At 67.7% G+C, this 17687-nt stretch carries 12 protein-coding genes; 8 read left to right on the top strand and 4 right to left on the bottom strand.

Annotated elements, in window-relative coordinates; all coding sequences use genetic code 11:
• Positions 1-59 precede the first annotated feature (59 nt).
• The 3 genes from ACQY39_RS04380 to ACQY39_RS04370 all read left to right on the top strand — a co-directional run bounded on the left by ACQY39_RS04380 (position 60) and on the right by ACQY39_RS04370 (position 2544).
• The gene (locus ACQY39_RS04380) at positions 60-743 is read left to right on the top strand and encodes a Fe2+-dependent dioxygenase (protein WP_428503753.1); all 684 of its coding nucleotides are present in this window, start codon (positions 60-62) and stop codon (positions 741-743) included.
• Positions 740-1900, top strand: coding sequence for an alpha-hydroxy acid oxidase (locus ACQY39_RS04375; RefSeq protein WP_428503751.1), 1161 nt, complete (start codon positions 740-742; stop codon positions 1898-1900). Before ACQY39_RS04380 ends, ACQY39_RS04375 begins: the two co-directional genes overlap by 4 nt.
• A 197-nt stretch (positions 1901-2097) precedes the next feature.
• Entirely contained in the window at positions 2098-2544 is a 447-nt protein-coding gene (locus tag ACQY39_RS04370) for an SWIB/MDM2 domain-containing protein (RefSeq protein WP_263516154.1), read from the top strand.
• A 108-nt stretch (positions 2545-2652) separates the two neighbouring features.
• Here the strand turns inward: ACQY39_RS04370 and ACQY39_RS04365 are convergent, their stop codons facing one another.
• The gene (locus tag ACQY39_RS04365) at positions 2653-3057 is read right to left on the bottom strand and encodes a response regulator (RefSeq protein WP_428503749.1); all 405 of its coding nucleotides are present in this window, start codon (positions 3055-3057) and stop codon (positions 2653-2655) included.
• A gap of 310 nt (positions 3058-3367) precedes the next feature.
• On the opposite strand from ACQY39_RS04365, the gene ACQY39_RS04360 reads away from it, so the two are divergent.
• Positions 3368-4171, top strand: a complete 804-nt coding sequence (locus ACQY39_RS04360) for an MHFG family PEP-CTERM protein (protein WP_428503747.1) — start codon at positions 3368-3370, stop codon at positions 4169-4171.
• Between the two features lie 60 nt (positions 4172-4231).
• Here ACQY39_RS04360 and uvrA read toward each other — a convergent pair whose 3' ends face one another.
• Positions 4232-7204: an excinuclease ABC subunit UvrA gene (gene uvrA, locus ACQY39_RS04355; RefSeq protein WP_428503745.1), complete on the bottom strand. Its 2973-nt coding sequence runs from the start codon at positions 7202-7204 to the stop codon at positions 4232-4234.
• Between the two features lie 273 nt (positions 7205-7477).
• On the opposite strand from uvrA, the gene ACQY39_RS04350 reads away from it, so the two are divergent.
• From ACQY39_RS04350 to ACQY39_RS04340, 3 genes are all read left to right on the top strand, one after another.
• Positions 7478-7747: a hypothetical protein gene (locus tag ACQY39_RS04350; protein ID WP_428503743.1), complete on the top strand. Its 270-nt coding sequence runs from the start codon at positions 7478-7480 to the stop codon at positions 7745-7747.
• 209 nt (positions 7748-7956) lie between these two features.
• Positions 7957-9180, top strand: coding sequence for a hypothetical protein (locus tag ACQY39_RS04345; protein ID WP_263516149.1), 1224 nt, complete (start codon positions 7957-7959; stop codon positions 9178-9180).
• 62 nt (positions 9181-9242) lie between these two features.
• A complete protein-coding gene (locus tag ACQY39_RS04340) occupies positions 9243-12302 on the top strand; it encodes an ATP-binding protein (protein ID WP_428503741.1) in 3060 nt (1019 codons plus the stop codon).
• A gap of 36 nt (positions 12303-12338) precedes the next feature.
• Here ACQY39_RS04340 and ACQY39_RS04335 read toward each other — a convergent pair whose 3' ends face one another.
• On the bottom strand, positions 12339-15932 hold the full coding sequence (locus ACQY39_RS04335) for a Dyp-type peroxidase (RefSeq protein ID WP_428503739.1): 3594 nt from the start codon (positions 15930-15932) through the stop codon (positions 12339-12341).
• 263 nt (positions 15933-16195) lie between these two features.
• On the opposite strand from ACQY39_RS04335, the gene ACQY39_RS04330 reads away from it, so the two are divergent.
• Entirely contained in the window at positions 16196-16399 is a 204-nt protein-coding gene (locus tag ACQY39_RS04330) for a hypothetical protein (RefSeq protein WP_428503737.1), read from the top strand.
• Positions 16400-16401: 2 nt separating this feature from the next.
• Here the strand turns inward: ACQY39_RS04330 and ACQY39_RS04325 are convergent, their stop codons facing one another.
• Complete coding sequence (locus ACQY39_RS04325; RefSeq protein ID WP_428503735.1) at positions 16402-17676, bottom strand: MFS transporter; 1275 nt, start codon at positions 17674-17676, stop codon at positions 16402-16404.
• Positions 17677-17687 lie beyond the last annotated feature (11 nt).

Below are 17687 nucleotides of genomic sequence, written 5' to 3'. Positions count from 1 at the left end.
CTTGTGATCTGACAGGCCCGGGTTCGCTCGGGCCTTTTTTCATTTTTACCCTGACCACCATGCTGTTGAAAATCGCCGAGCTCCTCAGCCCCGCTGACTTGAAGCAGGCCCGCGATCTGCTGGACCAGGCCGACTGGCAGGACGGCCGCCTCACGGCCGGCGCGCAGGCCGCACAGGTCAAGAACAACCAGCAGCTGCCGGTTGGCAGCGAATCGGCGCGTGCGCTGCAAGCCTTGCTGCTGAAGGCCCTCGAGGGCCACGCGACCTTCTTCTCCGCCGCCTTGCCCAAGCGCCTGCTGCCGCCCATGTTCAACCGCTACGCCGGCGCGGCCAACACCTACGGGGACCACATCGACCAGGCGATTCGCTATGTGCCCGGTACGGGCCAGCGGGTGCGCACCGACATCTCCTGCACCGTCTTCCTCAGCGGCCCCGAGGAGTACGAAGGCGGCGAGCTGGTGATTGCCGACACTTACGGCGAACAGCGCGTCAAGCTGGCCGCCGGCGACGCCGTGCTCTACCCCGGCACCAGCGTGCACCGGGTCGAGCCGGTCACGCGCGGCGCCCGCCTGGCCAGCTTCTTCTGGATCGAGAGCATGGTGCGCAGCGACGAACAGCGCCGCCTGCTCTTCGACATGGACCAGGCCTTGATGCAGCTGCGCAGCGAGCACGGCGATGGTGACGCCGCCGTCCAGCTGACCGGCACCTACCACAACCTCTTGCGCATGTGGGCCGACACATGAGCGACACAAAACCCAGCCTCTCGCCGCTGCAAGACATTCCCGCCGGCATCGCCAACCTGGCCGATTTCGAAGCCCATGGCCAGGCCGCCGTTGCGCCCGAGCACTGGGCCTATCTGAACGGCGGCGCTGGCGATGAAATCACGCTGCGCGGCAACCGCAGCGCCTGGGATGCCATCCAGCTGCAGCCGCGCGTGCTGCGCGATCTGGCAGGCGGACACACACGCAGCCAGCTGCTCGGTCGCACGCTGGCCCACCCCATCCTGCTGGCGCCCATCGCCTACCAGCGCCTGGCCCATGCCGATGGCGAGCTGGCCAGCGCCTACGCCGCGGCCGCGCAGCAAGCGGGCATGGTGCTGAGCGCCCAGTCCAGCATGCCGATGGAGGCCATCGCCAAAGCCTTTCACGACGAGCCGAGCAGCGGCCCGCTGTGGTTCCAGCTCTACTGGCGCGATGACCGTGACTTCATGCTGCAGCTGCTGCGCCGGGTTGAGGCGGCCGGCTTTCAGGCTCTGGTGCTGACCGTCGACGCGCCCGTGCATGGCGCACGCGACCGCGAACGGCGCGCCGGCTTTCAGCTGCCGGCCGAGATCCGAGCGGTCAACCTCGGCGGCATCAAGAAGCCGCTGAACCTGCAGCCGGGCCAGAGCGAGCTGTTCGACGGCCTGATGCCGCGCGCCGCCACCTGGGCTGAGATCGACTGGCTGCGCGCGCACAGCCATCTGCCGCTGCTGCTCAAGGGCGCCAACCACCCGGAGGACGCGTGCGAAGCGGTGGCGCGCGGCGTGGCCGGCCTGATCGTTTCCAACCACGGCGGCCGCACGCTGGACACGCTGCCGCCGACGGCCGCGCTGCTGCCGCGTGTGCGCGCTGCGGTCGGGCCCGAGCTGCCCCTGCTGGTCGACGGCGGCATCCGCCGCGGCAGCGATGTGCTGAAAGCCCTGGCCTTGGGGGCGGATGCGGTGCTGCTGGGCCGACCTTATATCCATGCCTTGGCCACCGCCGGCGCGCTCGGCGTGGCGCGCGCGCTGCGTCTGCTGCGCGATGAATTCGAGATCGCCATGGCCTTGTGCGGCTGCAAGACCCTCGCTGACATCGGCCCTGCGCAGCTCTGGCGCGCCGAGCTCGACGCCGGGTTTACGCGCACTGGCGGGTCATGAGTGACGCAAGGCCGCGACACCAAGGGTAAACAAGCGGCATTTCCGCGTGAGAACCGAGTGCCAGCCCCTGGCAAAGCCTTCTCAATGCCATAGGTGCGCAGTACCATCATCCCTGCTCGGTGCTAGAGAGAATTGAAGGCTTATGCGGCCTTCACCCGGACCCGGCACATCAACAACTTTTGATGGAGAGAATTGAAATGGCAACTGCGAAGAAGGCCGCACCCGCAAAGAAGGCGGCTCCGGCAACCAAGGCCGCTCCGGCAAAGAAAGTAGCCGCGGCGCCTGCCGCCAAGAAGGCTGCTGCGCCGGCCAAGAAGGCAGCTCCTGCGAAGAAGACTGCACCGGCGGCCAAGAAGGCACCTGCGGCCAAGAAGGCTGCAGCGCCTGCCAAGAAGCGCACGCCCAACGCGGCCTTCATGAAGGCACTGACCCCCAGCGCCGCCCTGGCCGCCATCGTCGGCGCAGCACCGCTGCCGCGCACCGATGTGACCAAGAAGGTCTGGGAATACATCAAGGCCAACAAGCTGCAGGACGAAGTGCAAAAGCGCATCATCGTCGCCGATGCCAAGCTGAAGGAAATCTTCGGCAAGGCCAAGGCCGATATGTTCGAGATGACCAAGCTGATCAACAGCCACCTGAAGTGATGCAGCTTCGGTGGCGGCCGGCAAGCCCGGCCACCGCCGCGGCACTGCAGAAAATGACAAAGCCCGGCATGCCGGGCTTTTTTTCGTCCCTCCGACGGAGGCCGCGCTTCAGCTCGCCATGCGCGCAGCCGTGGCCTGCAAGGCCTCGCTCAGACGCAACACATCGATGGGCTTGACCCAGTAATCGCTGAAACCAGCGGCACGTGCGGCCTCGACCTGGCTGGCATGGTCATCGGCCGACAGGGCCACACAGGGCAGAAGCGCCAGTCGCGGGTCGGCGCGCAAGGCCTCGATCAGGCACAGGCCGCTCATATCAGGCAGATTCATGTCGATCAACAGCAGATCGGGCAAACCGCCCGCGGCCGACTCGGCCAGCAGGGTCAGGGCTTGCTCGCCGTCCTCGGCACAGCGCAACCGCCAGTCGGGCAGGCGCCGGAACACCTCTTCCATCAAGACGATGTTGATGCGATCGTCTTCGACGTAGAGCACCTGAAGGGCGGGGGCTGGCGACATGGGGAAGGCTGGGAGGGCAAGAAACTACGTTGCTGTCGCGAACGATAGCAGCGAAACCGGCCGCGACCCGCAGCGGGCCTGCGCTACGGTAAAAAATCCAGGCGCGAGCAGGCCCGCCGTGGAAGAGAACCCACAAGCGGGCTCGGTTCGTGAAATCCACATCAGCTGTCCCCAGCAATTGAGGGGGCCGCATGGCCCGAACAAGCCCCTAGGGAAACTACACTCTTGACATGGAGATCCGCCCCAGCATCCGGGGCAGAGTCCCGGGCGGTGACCGAACGCCCGCAGCCCTACAGACGGACCACGTTTCATGCCCCTTATTGCCGCTCTCGCTCTTGCTGCCTCCGGCGCGACGCTGCCCCATTGCTCATGGGACAGGCCGGGCGTGAACCCCTTCATGGGCGATGTGGTCGCGGCGGTGGATCGCTATCAGGACATCCCAGCTGCGGTGCGTGCCACGCTCAAGGCGCGCATGCAAAAGCGCGACTACGACGAAATCGTCAGCATCCAGCGCGACGAGATCAAGGGCAGCAAGGCCATGTATGGAAGTGCCATCAGCGAGATGCACTTCGGCGCCAACAATGTTTGCAAGACGGTCAGCCGCGCCAAATGGACGCAGAAATACGAAGAACGCGGTCTGGTCTATTGCGAAGAAGGCCAGTGCATTCTGGTGCCCACGGTCTGCCGCAACGTCAGCCGCATCCAGCGCCTGACCCCGCGTGCCTCGGCACCGGCAGCAGCGGTCAACGTCGCTTCGGCAGCCCAGGAACTTGACGACCCGCAAAGCCAGCTCGAGATGGACCCGCCTTCGGCCGGTGCGCTTGGCGGCGGTGGGCCCGACAGCGGCCGCAACAGCTTCTCCCAGCTGGCCAGCGGCGCCAACAGCGGCCTCGACGGCGGCAGCGGCGCCACCCCCGGCAGCGTGATGCCGAGCAACCCGCCCAGCTTCAGCGGCAACACTGCCGGCCCCACAGCGGGAGGCTTCAGCGTGCCCTCGCTGCCACCGAGCGTGGTGGTCAACAACCCGCCGGCGATTCCGGAACCCAGCACCTGGGCCTTGTTCGCCGGTGGTCTGCTGGCCCTGGCTTTCCTGGCCAAGCGCCGCAAGCGCTGAATCCAGCGCTGACGCCTCGGAAGCCGGCCCCGTGATGGGCCGGCTTTTTCTTTTTTCAGCTCAGTGCTTGGGCAGCAAGTGCTTCAGATAACGCCCGGTGTGGCTGCCCTCGTGCGCCGCCAGTTCCTCCGGCGTGCCCGCCAGCAGCAGCTGTCCGCCGCCTGAGCCGCCCTCGGGGCCCATGTCCACCAGCCAGTCAGCCGTCTTGATGACGTCGAGGTTGTGCTCGATGACGACGATGGTGTTGCCCGCATCGCGAAGCTGGTGCAGCACCTTGAGCAAGAGCGCGATGTCAGCGAAATGCAGGCCGGTGGTCGGCTCGTCGAGGATGTAGAGCGTGCGGCCGGTGTCGCGCTTGCTCAATTCCAGCGCCAGCTTGACCCGCTGCGCCTCGCCGCCTGAGAGTGTGGTCGCACTCTGGCCCAGCTTGACATAGCCCAGGCCCACATCGAGCAGGGTCTGCAGCTTGCGCGCCAGCGAAGGCACGGCGCTGAAGAAGGGGTGGGCGTCCTCCACCGTCATGGCCAGCACTTCGGTGATGTTCTTGCCCTTGTAGAGCACATCCAGGGTTTCGCGGTTGTAGCGCTTGCCATGGCAGGTGTCGCAAGGCACGTAGACGTCGGGCAGGAAGTGCATCTCGACCTTGAGTACACCGTCGCCCTGGCAGGCCTCGCAACGGCCACCGGCCACATTGAAGCTGAAGCGGCCCGGGCCGTAACCGCGTTCCTTGGCGGTGTTCATCTCGGCAAAGAGCTCACGGATGGGCGTGAACAAACCGGTGTAGGTGGCCGGGTTGGAGCGCGGCGTGCGGCCGATGGGCGACTGGTCGACGTTGATGACCTTGTCGAAGGCGTCCAGCCCTTCGATCTCGTCATGCGGCGCCGGGTCGGCATGGCTTTGATACAGCTTCTTGGCCACGGCCGTGTAGAGCGTGTCATTGACCAAGGTGCTCTTGCCGGAGCCGGAGACACCGGTGACGCAGGTCAGCAGGCCGACCGGAATCTCCACCGTCACGCCCTTGAGGTTGTTGCCGCGGGCGTTGACGATCTTGAGACTCTTGTGAACTGCCGTCGCCGGCACGCGATGGCGTTCGCGCGGTACCTCGATGCAGGCGGCGCCCGAGAGATAGCGCCCGGTCAACGAGGCTGGATCGGCTGCCACCTGGTCGGGCGTGCCCTGGGACATGATGCGGCCGCCATGCACGCCGGCGCCGGGGCCGAGGTCCAGCACATAGTCGGCAGCGCGGATGGCGTCTTCGTCATGCTCGACCACGATCACCGTGTTGCCCAGGTCGCGCAGGCGGCGCAAGGTGGCGATCAGGCGGTCGTTGTCGCGCTGGTGCAGGCCGATGCTGGGCTCGTCCAGCACATACATCACACCGGTCAGGCCGGAGCCGATCTGGCTGGCCAGGCGGATGCGCTGGGCCTCGCCGCCCGAGAGCGTGTCGGCACTGCGGTCCAGGCTCAGGTAGTTGAGGCCCACATCGTTGAGGAAGCGCAGGCGCGAGCTGATCTCGCGGATCACCTTGTCGCCGATCTCGGCCTTCGCACCCTTGAGTTTCAGGCCTTCAAAATAGTCCAGGCAGTCGCGCAGGGTGGAATGCTCCACCTCGTAAATGGGGCGACCCTTGGCGCCGGGCGCGGCGTCATGCGGCTGCAGCACCACATGGCGGGCCTCACGGCGCAGGCGCGAGCCCTCGCAATGCGGGCAGGAGCGCGGCGCCATATAGCGGGCCAGGTCCTCGCGAACCGCGCTGGAATCGGTTTCCTTGAAGCGTCGCTGCAGATTGGGCAGGATGCCTTCGAACGGATGCGAGCGTTTGACCGAGCGCTTCTTGGTGCCGCCGGCCGCCGCAGCGCTTTCGGCCTGGTAGACAAACTGGATCTCGTCCGCGCCCGAGCCATGGAGGAGCACCTGGCGGGCCGTCTCGGGCAGCTCCTCAAAAGGCAGGTCGATATCAAACTTGTAGTGCGCGGCCACCGCCTCCAGCATGGAGAAGGTGTAGGCATTGCGCCGGTCCCAGCCCTTGACGGCGCCGCTGGCCAGGCTCAGCGTCGGGAAGGCGACCACGCGCTCGGGGTCGAACACCGTCATCTGTCCCAGGCCTTCGCAAGACGGGCAGGCACCCACCGGCGAGTTGAAGGAGAACAGGCGCGGCTCCAGCTCGGGCAGCGAGTAGCTGCAGATCGGGCAGGCGAACTTGCTGGAGAAGATCTGCTCAACGCCGCTGTCCATATTGACGACCAGGGCGCGGCCCTCGGCCAGGCGCAGGGCCGCCTCGAAGCTCTCGGCCAGGCGCTGGCGCAGCTGGTCAGCGTTGTCGGCGCGGATCTTGATGCGGTCGATCACCACATCGATGTCGTGCTTCTCGGCCTTCTTGAGCGCCGGGAAGTCGGGCGCGTCGATGGTCGCGCCATCGACGCGGAAGCGGATATAGCCCTGGGCCTGCATGGCCTCGAAGAGGTCCAGGAACTCACCCTTGCGGTCGCGCACCACCGGCGCCAGCAGCATCAGCTTGCTGTCTTCCGGCATGGCCAGCACCGCGTCCACCATCTGGCCGATGCTTTGCGCTTCCAGCGGCAAGTCATGGTCGGGGCAAAACGGCGTGCCGGCGCGGGCGTAGAGCAGGCGCAGGTAATCGTGGATCTCGGTCACCGTGCCGACGGTCGAGCGCGGGTTGTGGCTGGTCGCCTTCTGTTCGATGGAAATCGCCGGCGACAGTCCTTCGATGACATCGACATCGGGCTTGTCCATCAGCTGCAGGAACTGCCGGGCATAGGCCGACAGGCTTTCCACATAGCGGCGCTGGCCTTCCGCGTAGAGGGTGTCAAAAGCCAGGCTGGATTTGCCCGAGCCGCTCAAGCCGGTGATGACCACCAGCTTGTTGCGCGGGAGGTCGACATCGATGTTCTTGAGGTTGTGGGTGCGGGCGCCGCGCACGCGGATCAGCGGCCCGTCCAGCACGCCGCCGGCCTCGGCCGGGGCTTCGGCAGCCAGGCGTTGCGTCTCGGCGGGGTCGTGTGCGTGGGTCATGGTAGGCGGCTGCTGTACGGGAAAACCCACCATCATAGGTCGGGCGGGTCAAAACAGCCCCTTTGCGTTCTGGGCGGGCGACTCCAGGCCGGAAATAGCCCGATTGCGTCCGTCTTTCACGCCTAGGGTTAACCCCTTGTCGGCGCCGGCGGCGATTCAATCGCTCGCGCCCGCAGTTCGTCGCACTGCCATGGCCGATGGCCCCCGGGTTTTCGATACTGAGTCCATCGAAGCAGCAATGGGCCGCTTCGCAAACCGCAAGGAAGCCACATCATGAAGACCACCACCAACCTGATTCGTATCGCCGGCGCCGCCCTGGCCACCAGCCTGCTGTTCGCCGCCACGGCCGCCTCCGCTGCCGACAGCGCCGTCAAGACCGAACTGCCGCGCGTCGTCGTAACCGGTAAGTCCGCCGGCCCCGCCCCGGTCGTGCAGCAACTGCCGCGCGTCGTCGTCTCGGGCCTGAGCATCAACACCCAGATGCAACAGCTGATGCTGGCCGCCGCCAAGAGCGATGGCAAGACCGCAGGCCGCAACAGCTGAGACGGGCGCTTGTGATGCAGAAGCGATGCCCCGCCAGAGGCAGCTGCCCCACCCCCCGTTCTGAAACCTGCCGAGCCGAGCCATAGACGCATGGAACGCCGCCGTCCCCCCTGAATGGACGTCCGCGAACCGTGTTTCTCTGCCTCGGCTTGGCGTTTTGCCGAGCCACATCTCCGACAATGCCGCCAACAATCGTTGGAGGTGATGGAGTGAGCGAAGAATCCCGCAAGCGCAGATCATGGCTTGACGGCTTCATGGCCTATGCCCTGCCCACTGGGCTGGCCGAAGCCCAGGTGCGCGACAACATCGTCGTGCTCGACCAGCTGCTCTACGCCCTGTGGAATCTGGGCGAAAACCTGGTATTCGCCTGGACCCCACAGCCACAAGGCCTGAGCCTGCTGGTCGCACCTCACCCCCTGCTGACCGAATTCACCCAAGCCGCCGGCACAGCCGCGGCCGAAGTACAGCGCCGGGCCCAGCTGCTGGACGAGTTGCTGGCCCACCAGAACCACCTGAGTGCCGAACAGTTCGCACAGACCGCGACCGAGCTGGGCATCACGCCCCAGCACATCAGCCTGCCTTTCGCCCCCGACGCGGGTCTGGGCCTGGATCTGGTGGCGGCCATCATTGCCCGCTACGGCATCCGTCTGGTGGAAGACCGGGCGGTGATCCTGTTCGACGCGGTCGGCTTCTCCCTGCTCAGCCCGCTGCAACAGGTGGTGCAGCTGAACAGCCTGTCCTGCTCGGTCAATGCGGCCTATGCCAAGCTGCTGGACCGCGAGATCAACATCAACTTCGCCCGCACCACCACCGGCGACGGCTTCTACATCTGGAACCGCATGCGCGGCATCGAGGCCAATGTCGAGCTCTACCAGCTGCTGCAGTTCATCTTGGCCGACAACGCCCTGGCCCGTGAGCGCGCCAGCCGGCCCGACTCGGTGCCCCTGCTGCGTGCGGCCTTCCATGTCGGCTCGCACTATGAGTTCTACCAATCCGAGGGCCTGAATCCGACCTCTTTCAGCTACTTGGTCGGCCAGGTCACGATCGAGCTGGCGCGCATGATCGACCGCGCCCTGCCGGGCCAGATCCTGCTGGGCAAGTTCAACACCTTGATGCGCGACGAGCACAGCGGCGAAGAACAGCGCATCGCCAGCATCGACTTCGTCGAGCGCACCCGCCGCCCGCTCAAGGCCTTGAATGGCCTGAGCCTGGCCGGCGCCGAGATCGACGAAATCGCCTGCTACCTGACCGGCCGCCGCAACGCCCAGGGCGAGTTCGGCATCAGCGAGTTCGAGATCCTCGACAAGCATGGCCGGGCCCACCGCGTCTACAACGCCAAGATCAACATCCACCGGCGCGCCGGCGAGCCGATTTACCTGGGCCTGCGCGAGGAAGACCTGCCCGCATTCCCTGCACCTGTTACGGTTTGTTAACTGCGGATCATCCTCAAGCGGTAGGATGGCCTGAACCCGCGACGTCGAAGAGCGCCCAGGCCATGACCGACACCTCCGTTCGCACGCCCACGCCACCCGCGCTGGGCCTGCGACGCCATCTCACCGTCCTGTTTTCGGACCTGTCGGAATCCACCCGGCTGTCCGATGCCATGGAGGCAGAGCATTACGCCGCCATGCTGGCCGAGGTGCGCGGCCTCTACCAGAACTTGATCGCCAAACATGGCGGCACGGTGGTACGCATCCAGGGTGATGGTGTGCTGGCCATCTTCGGCCACCCGCAGGCACGCGAAGACGACGGCCGGCGCGCGACCGAAGCTGCCCTGGAACTGCACAAGGCGGTTCGCCTGATGCAACCCCAGTCGGCCGCTGCCGCCTGGCCTGACGCGCAGGGCCTGAGCCTGCACACCGGCATCCATGCCGGCATGGTGTTGATCGAGGAGGGCGACGCCATGCGCGGCCGCTTCGAACTGCTCGGTAACACGCCCAATGTCGCCGCTCGACTGGCCGACGAGGCCTGCGCGGACGAGATCCTGGTCAGCGCCGAAACCCTGGGCCCGCTGCACCCCTTTTTCCAGACCAGCGAGCGCCGCTTGGTGCCGCTCAAAGGCCGCGCCACGCCGCTGGCGGTCTACAGCATCCTGGGCCAGGTCAGCATCGGCCGGCGCTTCGAGGCCAGCAAGCGCCGCGGCCTGGCGCCTTTTGTCGGACGCGCCACCGAGCTCGCCTTGATGGAGCAGCGCCTCGATCAAGCCTGCGCCGGCCAGCCGCAATGGCTGAGCCTGCGCGCCAGCGCCGGCGTCGGCAAGACCCGGCTGACCGAAGAATTCCTGCGCCGCGCCGCCGATCGCGACTGCCGCGTGCTGCGCGGTTACTGCGAGAGCTACCTCAGCGCCGAGCCCTTGCAGCCCTATCTGCAAATGCTGCGCACCCTGCAGCGCCAAGGCTCCGCCGAGGCCGACGCTGTGCTGCGAGGCCCGGCCAAAGAACGGCAGGAGGCCGTGCTGCAGCTGCTGCTCCAGCTGGCCAGCCAGGGGCCGCTGCTCTTGCTGATCGACGATCTGCAATGGGCCGATGACGCCAGCCTGGCCCTGCTGCACCGCCTGCGTGCCGAGGCCGAGCGTCGCAGCCTGCCGCTGATGCTGCTGAGCGCCACCCGGCCTGCGGTGGTGACCGAAACCCCGGCCCTGCTGCTGCCCATCCACCACGGCCACGAGGCCGCCGAGGCCCTGCACCACCACGAGCTGCTGCCCCTCAGCGAGGAGGAGGCAGGCCAGGCCATCGCCCAGCTGCTGCCCGGCACCGACCCCTTCATCAGCGCCGAGGTGCAGCGCCATGCCGGCGGCAACCCGCTCTTCATCGAAGAGCTGTGCCACGCCCTGGCACACCAGCGCGGCCATGCCGGCCTGCGTGCCGCCGAGGAACAAGCGCCGTCGACCCTGAATCCGGCCAGTGGCGGCCATGCCTGGCTGGCCGCGCTGATCGAATCGCGGGTGGCCCGTTTACCGCCGGCGCAAGCCCAGCTGCTGCGTGTGGCGGCGGTGATCGGTGCGGTCATCCCGACTTGGCTGTTTGAGCGCATCAGCGGCTGCTGCGAGAAAGACCCGGTGGTGCTGGAGCTGGCCGAGCTGGATTTCATCTTCCCGGCCGAACAACCGGGCCTGCTGCGCTTCAAGCACGGCATCACCCGCGACGTCATCTACGACAGCACCGGCCTGCATGAGCGCCAGGCCCTGCACCGACACATCACGGCCGAGCTGCGCGCCCAGCTGGTCCTGGGCGGCCAGGAGCCCGCGCACGAGCTGCTGGCCTACCACGGGGGCGCTGCCGGACAGTGGCAAGACGCTGCCCACCATGCCGAGCAAGCGGGAGACCAGGCCCTGGCCAGCTCGGCCCTGGACCGGGCCAAAAAGCAATACCGCGCCGCCCTGGCCGCCCTGGAGCACCTGCCACCCAGCGAAGAGGTGCACCAACGCTGGATCGCCATCGCCCAGCGCTTCGGCATGGCCTGCGTGTTCGACGCTTCAAGAGCCGACCTGCGCGTGCTGCAGCACGCCACCGGCCTGGCCGCCCTCAGCGGCGACCCCGCGGCCATGGCGCGTGCCCAGTACTGGCTCGGTTATGTGCGCTATGCCCTGGGCGAGGCCCGCGCCGGCTTGCAGATTTGCTTGCGCAGCCTGGACCAGGCCCAACGCCTGCAAGACCAGACCCTGCTGGCACAGATGACCGGCACCCTGGGCCAGATCCGCGCCGCCACGGCCGAGTACGGGCCGGCGCTTCATTTGCTCGATCAGGCCATCGCTCAGCTTCGCCCGCGCCAGAACGGCCATGTCTCGCGCCGCCCGCCCATCGGCCTGGCCTACTCCCTGGCCTGCCGCGCCTATGTGTTGGGCGACCAAGGCCATTTCCGCACCGCCGAAGCGGCCTTCGACGAAGCGCTGAGTCTGATGCAAGGCAGCAATCATGCCGTCGAGGCTTCCATCCAGGGCTGGCGCGCCGCCGTGCTGCTCTGGCAGGGTCGCTGGGCCGAGGCCCAAGTCTGCGCCGCCGAGACCCACCGCATCGGCGCCCAGGTGCGCAGCCTCTTCACCTTTGCCATGGGCCACGCCGCCGGGGCTTACGGCGCCTGGATGGGCGGCCGCTGCCCGCTCGCGCGCCAGGCCCTGGAAGAAGCCGTGGCCTGGCTGGCCCCGCGCGGCGGCGGCCTGTTCAGCTCACTCAACCACGGCTGGCTGGCCGAAATCCTGGTGCAGCAAGGCGAGGCGGATCTGGCCCGCCGGCACATGGCCCTGGCCCTGCGCCGTGGCCGGCAAAGCGACTGGATCGGCGTGGCCATGGCCTACCGCGCCGCCGCACGCCTGGCGCAAAGCCAGGGCCAGACCGAGCGAGTGACGCATTACCTGGCTGCCGCCCAAGCCGTGGCGCAACGCCGCGGCTCCATGCACGAACGCGCCGTGACCGAACTCTGCGCCGCCGAGCTGGCCCTGCAGCGCGGCGAATCAGCGGCCGCCCGCGGCCTGCTCGATGAAGCCGAATCGGCGCTTTTTACCATGGACATGGATTGGCATTTGGCGAAGGCGCGGGGCTTGCGGCAGCAGCTTTGAAGGGCTGGACGCTGAGGGACCCCAATCCGCGCGATCTCAACCCAGCTGCACCGCCAACACCGTCGGCGACGGCGTCGCCCGCAGCACGCCGGCTTCCAGCAGGCCGACAGCGACACCGAGCATCACGCCCACGGCCATGGCGTAGCCAGGGCAGGCGTGCAGGGGCGCGGGGTCGACGGCGTCGTAGCGGTCGCCGCCGAACATGATGGTGTGGTCACCCGGGTTCTGGGCGGCGCAGGAGACGATGCCGACGATGATCTTGTCGCCCTCTTGCACCTCGACACCGCGCAGACGGTGCGTCACGCGGGCGCGGCGCCAGACGGCGGCGGGTACCGGCTGACGCATCATGGTGGCAAGCAGGGTGGGCCGCAGGGTGGCCACGGCGCGCGCGTAGACCTGATCGGCAGCCGCGGGCGCGCCGCCCAGCCAATCCTGCTGCAGATCCCAGAGTTTCTTGCTCACCACCCAGGCAGCCAGGCTGGAGACCTGGTTGCCATGCACGGTGGGCGGGAAGCCGAGCATGATGCCGGCCAGGGTGCGCGGAATGATGTCGGGGTCCAGCTTGGAAGCTTCGCTCAGCGAGTCCTTGATGGCCTGGCTGATGGCCGGCAAGGCGGGGTTGGTCTCCAGCCACTCGCGCACGGCGCGTTGCAGGCCCTGGCCCTTGGCGCTGGCCACCTGCTCGACCACCGGGCCGGGCTGCGGGCCGAAGACATAGCGCGACACGGCGAAGAAGTCGCGCGGGCAGCGCGGCGCGCTGTTGGCCGCACCGGGCACATAGCCGGTGCCCAGCATCTGTTGATCATTGGGCAGGCCGAACCAGACGGTGCAGAGCTTGTCCAGCACCACCTCGGAGAGCTTCTCAGTGTCCAGCAAGGCCTCGCGCTGGCCCAGCTTCTGGTTGCCCTCTTTCAGCGCGGCCAGGTAGGCGCGCGCCACGCGGTAGCTGGCGGCAAAGGCTTCGGGCTCGCTGATGCTCTCAATCGCCGTATTGATGGCTGGCGCCTGTTCGCGGTGGCCGCTGTCCTCGTCCATGCCGAGGTAGCCCAGGCCGATGGAGCGCTGCATGCGCTCGCCATAGCCGCGCACCGAGTAGCGCTGCTGGGTGTCGCGGAAGACTTCGAGCACGGCCGAGGCCTCGCCGACCAGCACGCCGTAGGCAGTGCGCAGCACGCCACCGGGCTGGGCCCGCACGTACGCCCAGGCGGCGTCGCGGCTGCTGGGGTCTTCCATCCATTGCTGCCAGGCGGAAGCGTTGTCCAAAGCCGGCGCGCGCTGCGGCGCCAGGGCGGCGGCCGGCAGGGGCTGCTCCACCAAGGCCGGAAGATGGCGCAGGGCGGGCAGGGAGGGCGCGAAGAAGTAAGCGCCCCATTGCAGCTCGACAAAAGGCTGTTCGCCCAGGTCCAGGTGCACGCTGCGGGGACCGGCTTCGGTCTGCTCCTCAAAGCGATAGATGCGCGGCTTGCCCTGGGTGGCCACGGCCAGAAAGGGGTCGGCCTGCTCGGCCAGGCCACCGCTGGCATTGCCACCGGCGATCCAGCGCTGCAGGGTTTCGAACTGCTCGGCCAGATGGGCGTTGTAGGCCATGAAGATCAGACCGCGGTCCTGATCCTTCTCATCGTCCTCCCTGGCCGGCTGCGCCGGGCTGCCGGTATAGACCGGGCCGTAAGACATGCCCCGGCGCAGCACGCGCGGCACCGCACCCTCGCGCGGGTTGACGCGGCGGATGTGGGCGTGGAAGGGGCAGGCGCTGCCCGCTGAATCCTGCTGGTAGGTGAAGCCATTGCTGGCGCCGCTGCCGGGCGCGGCCAGGGGCTCGCCATCCAGGCTGCGGCCCATCATCTTGGCCAGCACGCGCTGCGGGTCCAGGCCGTGGATCTGGGCCTGCTCCTGCACGCGGCGCTGCAGGCGGCCGACATGCTGGCGCAGCTTACGCACGACCAGGAAGCTGCCCAGGTCGAGCAGGGCATCGGCCTTCTCGGGCACGGCATGGCGGTCGCGCGACGTGGGGAAGCCCAGCACCACCTCGCCGCGCGGCACCGCGTCCGACCAGAGCTTGCCCGGGGCCGTGGGCGGGTTGGCCAGCGGGCCGCCGGCGCGCTGCGGGTCCACCTGGGGTTGGCTGATGCCGTCGACGAAACCGAAGCTCTCGCGCGTGGCGCCGCTGCTCGGGTCGGAATTGCGGCGCATGTCCTGCACGGCCAGCACCTGCAGGCCGCTGTCGCGCTCCAGGCTGGCGATCTCGGCATCCACCGTGGCTGCGTTCATACCGGCACCGAAACGCAGCTGCACCACCAGGTGCACGGTATTGAGGTCCACACGCGCCGCCGGGCTGGCGCGCTCGGCCGCGCCGCGCGGCCAGTTGCGCTCGGGCAGCTTCCAGTAGCGCGGGTGGTTGTGGCGCAGATCGCCGAGCACGCCGGCACGCGACTCCATGCCCTCCTGGAAGGCCTGCGGGAAGCGCGCCAGGCGCGAGGCCGGCACGCCCAGGGCGCGCAGCCCGGCCAGGCTCAGGGCGACATTGCGGTAGAAGCCGCCGACCGGGGCTTCACCGAGCAGGGTCTGGGCCTCGCTGCTGGGTTTGAACTGCTGGCTGAGCCAGGCCACCGCCTGGCTGCGATGGGTCACGCGCAGCAGCACCAGGGCGCCACCGACCAGATCGGGGTAGGCGCTGAGCATGCCGCCCTGGATGTCGGCATCACGGTAGGCCAGGGCGCGCGGCTTGACCTCGGGCTGCGGCGGCACGGTCTCGAACCAGGCGAGCATCTTGTAATGCGTGGCGCGCAAGGCATAGCCGGCGGCCAAGAGCGGGTTGGCCTGGGCCTGCTCGGGCGTGGGCGGCAGCAGGGGGAAGCGCTGCAGGGTGTCCAGGCCGCGCAGCTCGAACAGCACATCGCGGCTGGCGCGCAGCAGGCAATACCCATCCGGCGCGCTCGGCAGGAAGTAGCGCTCCAGCGAGTACAGCGCCGCCAGCGCCGGCAGGCCGCGCACCGCCATGTCGAAAGCCGCACGCGGGTCGCTGGGCAGGGGCTTGCTCTCGCCCGGCAGCGGCCGGCGCAGCCGGGTCACGGCCAGATCACCGCCCTCGGGATGCAGGCGGCCCTGGCGCTCCAGCTCGGCCAGGTAGTCGTGGTCGCCACAGCTACGGCCCGATTCCAGGTAGAGGAAGTCGGCCGAGAACTCGTTGGCCCGCACCCATTCGATGTAGCGCTCGAACGAGGTCTCGCGCGAGAGGCGGTAGCCCTCGCAGTGGCAGAGCATCAGATCCAGCATGCTGCCCAGGTCATCCCAGATGACGCGCATATAGGGTTCCCAGCCGCCGTCGAAACAGACATTGAGCAGGAATTTGTGCGGCGTGCCTTCGGCATCGATGCCCGGGCGCGGCTCGACGATGGCCCAGCGGAAGGAATGGACGATGCGGAAGCGGCTGACCACATCGGTGAACAGCTCGGGCGTCTCGCTCGACTCGCGCGCCGACTGGCGCAAGGCGTTCAGCGTCTTGAGCACGCGGCGCAAACGGTCGAGGTGGGTAATGGTCTCGAAGGCGTTAACGAAGCCGGGCTTGATCGGTGTGAGCAGGCACAGATCGGTGATGCCCTGCAACTGGGTGTCCTGGCGGCTGGCTGGCATGCGCGCTCCCTGAAAAAAAGCGAGGTTGGTGGCTGCGCACGACAGGCCGATGACAAGCCCCGGGCGCACCGCAGACCATAGGGTCTGGCCGCGCTTCTGTCCTCGGGACTTCTAAGGAGGAGGCCACCTTTCGTCGCGGCCGCCGGCGATTCGCGCGGCCAAAGCCGCAACTCATCGCCTAAGGCTGGCGAGCCGCGGCCGCAATGCCGACACTTCAAACATCGAAACAGAGGAGCCCCCTCACACCCAAGGAGTTATGCATCATGGACACCCGCAACACCAGCCTTCTGACCACCTTGTTGACCGCCCTGGGCGCCGTCGCCGCTTCCGCCGTGCTGGCCTTGAGCCAGGCCGAACCGGCCGCGCTGCAGCAGCATCATCAACAACAGGATCAGCAGTCGCTGCGTGTCAGCGACAACAGCAGCAGCGAACTCATCATGAGCACACTGCCGGCGTCCAAGAGCTGAACTCAGCGAAACAAACTTGGGTGCTGCCGGGCATACAGGCCCTCGGCCTGCTCATGCGGCAGGTTGAGGAAATCGCGGTAGCCCGGCACCCAGCGATAGCCCAGACCGACCAGGAACAGGCCCAGACCGAAGACAGCGTAGATCCAGTCGACGCCGATCTGCAGCAGGGCCACACCGGCAAGACCTGGCCCCAGAACGCCGGAAACCTGCATCACCATCATGTTCACCGCCGTCATGCGTGAGCGGTAGGCCTGCGGGATGGCCAGCATGCGGTGGGTATGACCGACCATCTGCACGGTGGCAATGCAGGCGCCGAACACGGCAAAACCAAGCACGATCAGCAGCGGCTGATGGGTCAGGCCGATACCGAGCATGCTGATGCCTTCGATCAAGATGGCCCAGACGCTGGCATTGAAGCGCCCGATGCGCTGCGCCACCCAGACCGAGCCGCCCAGCGAGCCCAGCAGCATGCCGGCCGACAGCCCCGCTTCACACACGCCCAACCAGGCGCCGGACAGGCCAAGGGACTGGACTTTCAAAGGCACCAGCATGCCGATGCCCGGGCTGAAGAAAATCATCACCAGGAAAGAGACGAAGGTCCAGCCGCGCTCCAGCGGCATTTTCCATTTGGCCGCCAGGCCGGCGCGCAGGTCCTGCAGCCAATGGCGCTCGCTGGCACCTGGCGCAGGCGTGGCTGCCTTGATGCGCAAAGCCAGGGCCGCCGCCAGCGCCAGCAAGACCGCATGCAGCCAGAGCGCCGCTGCCGTGCCGGCCAGGGCCAGCACCGCGCCGCCCAGAGCCGGCCCCATCAAGCGACCGATGGCCTGCGCGCTTTTCTGCAAGCCCAGGCCTTCGGTCAACTGGCTGGCAGGCAAGAGCTCGGCGACGATGCTGAAGGAGGCCGGCATGATGGCCGCCATGGCCACCACGGCGCACAGCTCCAGCGCCATGATCCAGCCCAGGTGATAGATGCCGGCCTGGGCCAGCCCAGCCAGCACCAAGCCTTCAATCGCCATCAAGGCCAGACCGCCCGAGATCAGGAGTTTCTTGTCCACCCGGTCGCCCATGGGCGAGAGCAGGGGCAAGGCGATGAAGGAGGCCCCGGCCATGCTGGCGGCGAAGATGGCCAGATGAGCGGCGCCGCCCTCGCTGGCCACCCACCAGGGCACGGCGACATGGCCGACCATCAGCGACAGCAGCATCAGGGAATCACTGATCAGCAAGAGGCGGAAGGGCCCGCTGAAGGCGCCCAGGCGGCGGGCGGTCGCTTGTAACATCGCGCCAGTTT

The sequence above is a fragment of the Roseateles sp. genome, assembly GCF_965262435.1.
Classification (GTDB): Bacteria; Pseudomonadota; Gammaproteobacteria; order Burkholderiales; family Burkholderiaceae_C; genus Paucibacter_A.
The sequence above is the reverse complement of the archived record's forward strand: the minus strand, read 5'-3'. Positions and strand labels throughout refer to the sequence as shown.

Coding starts and splice junctions, on each gene's coding strand:
- ACQY39_RS04380 (WP_428503753.1), top strand. CDS start 60: ATGCTGTTGAAAATCGCCGAGCTCCTCAGCCCCGCTGACTTGAAGCAG.
- ACQY39_RS04375 (WP_428503751.1), top strand. CDS start 740: ATGAGCGACACAAAACCCAGCCTCTCGCCGCTGCAAGACATTCCCGCC.
- ACQY39_RS04370 (WP_263516154.1), top strand. CDS start 2,098: ATGGCAACTGCGAAGAAGGCCGCACCCGCAAAGAAGGCGGCTCCGGCA.
- ACQY39_RS04365 (WP_428503749.1), bottom strand. CDS start 3,057: ATGTCGCCAGCCCCCGCCCTTCAGGTGCTCTACGTCGAAGACGATCGC.
- ACQY39_RS04360 (WP_428503747.1), top strand. CDS start 3,368: ATGCCCCTTATTGCCGCTCTCGCTCTTGCTGCCTCCGGCGCGACGCTG.
- uvrA (WP_428503745.1), bottom strand. CDS start 7,204: ATGACCCACGCACACGACCCCGCCGAGACGCAACGCCTGGCTGCCGAA.
- ACQY39_RS04350 (WP_428503743.1), top strand. CDS start 7,478: ATGAAGACCACCACCAACCTGATTCGTATCGCCGGCGCCGCCCTGGCC.
- ACQY39_RS04340 (WP_428503741.1), top strand. CDS start 9,243: ATGACCGACACCTCCGTTCGCACGCCCACGCCACCCGCGCTGGGCCTG.
- ACQY39_RS04335 (WP_428503739.1), bottom strand. CDS start 15,932: ATGCCAGCCAGCCGCCAGGACACCCAGTTGCAGGGCATCACCGATCTG.
- ACQY39_RS04330 (WP_428503737.1), top strand. CDS start 16,196: ATGGACACCCGCAACACCAGCCTTCTGACCACCTTGTTGACCGCCCTG.
- ACQY39_RS04325 (WP_428503735.1), bottom strand. CDS start 17,676: ATGTTACAAGCGACCGCCCGCCGCCTGGGCGCCTTCAGCGGGCCCTTC.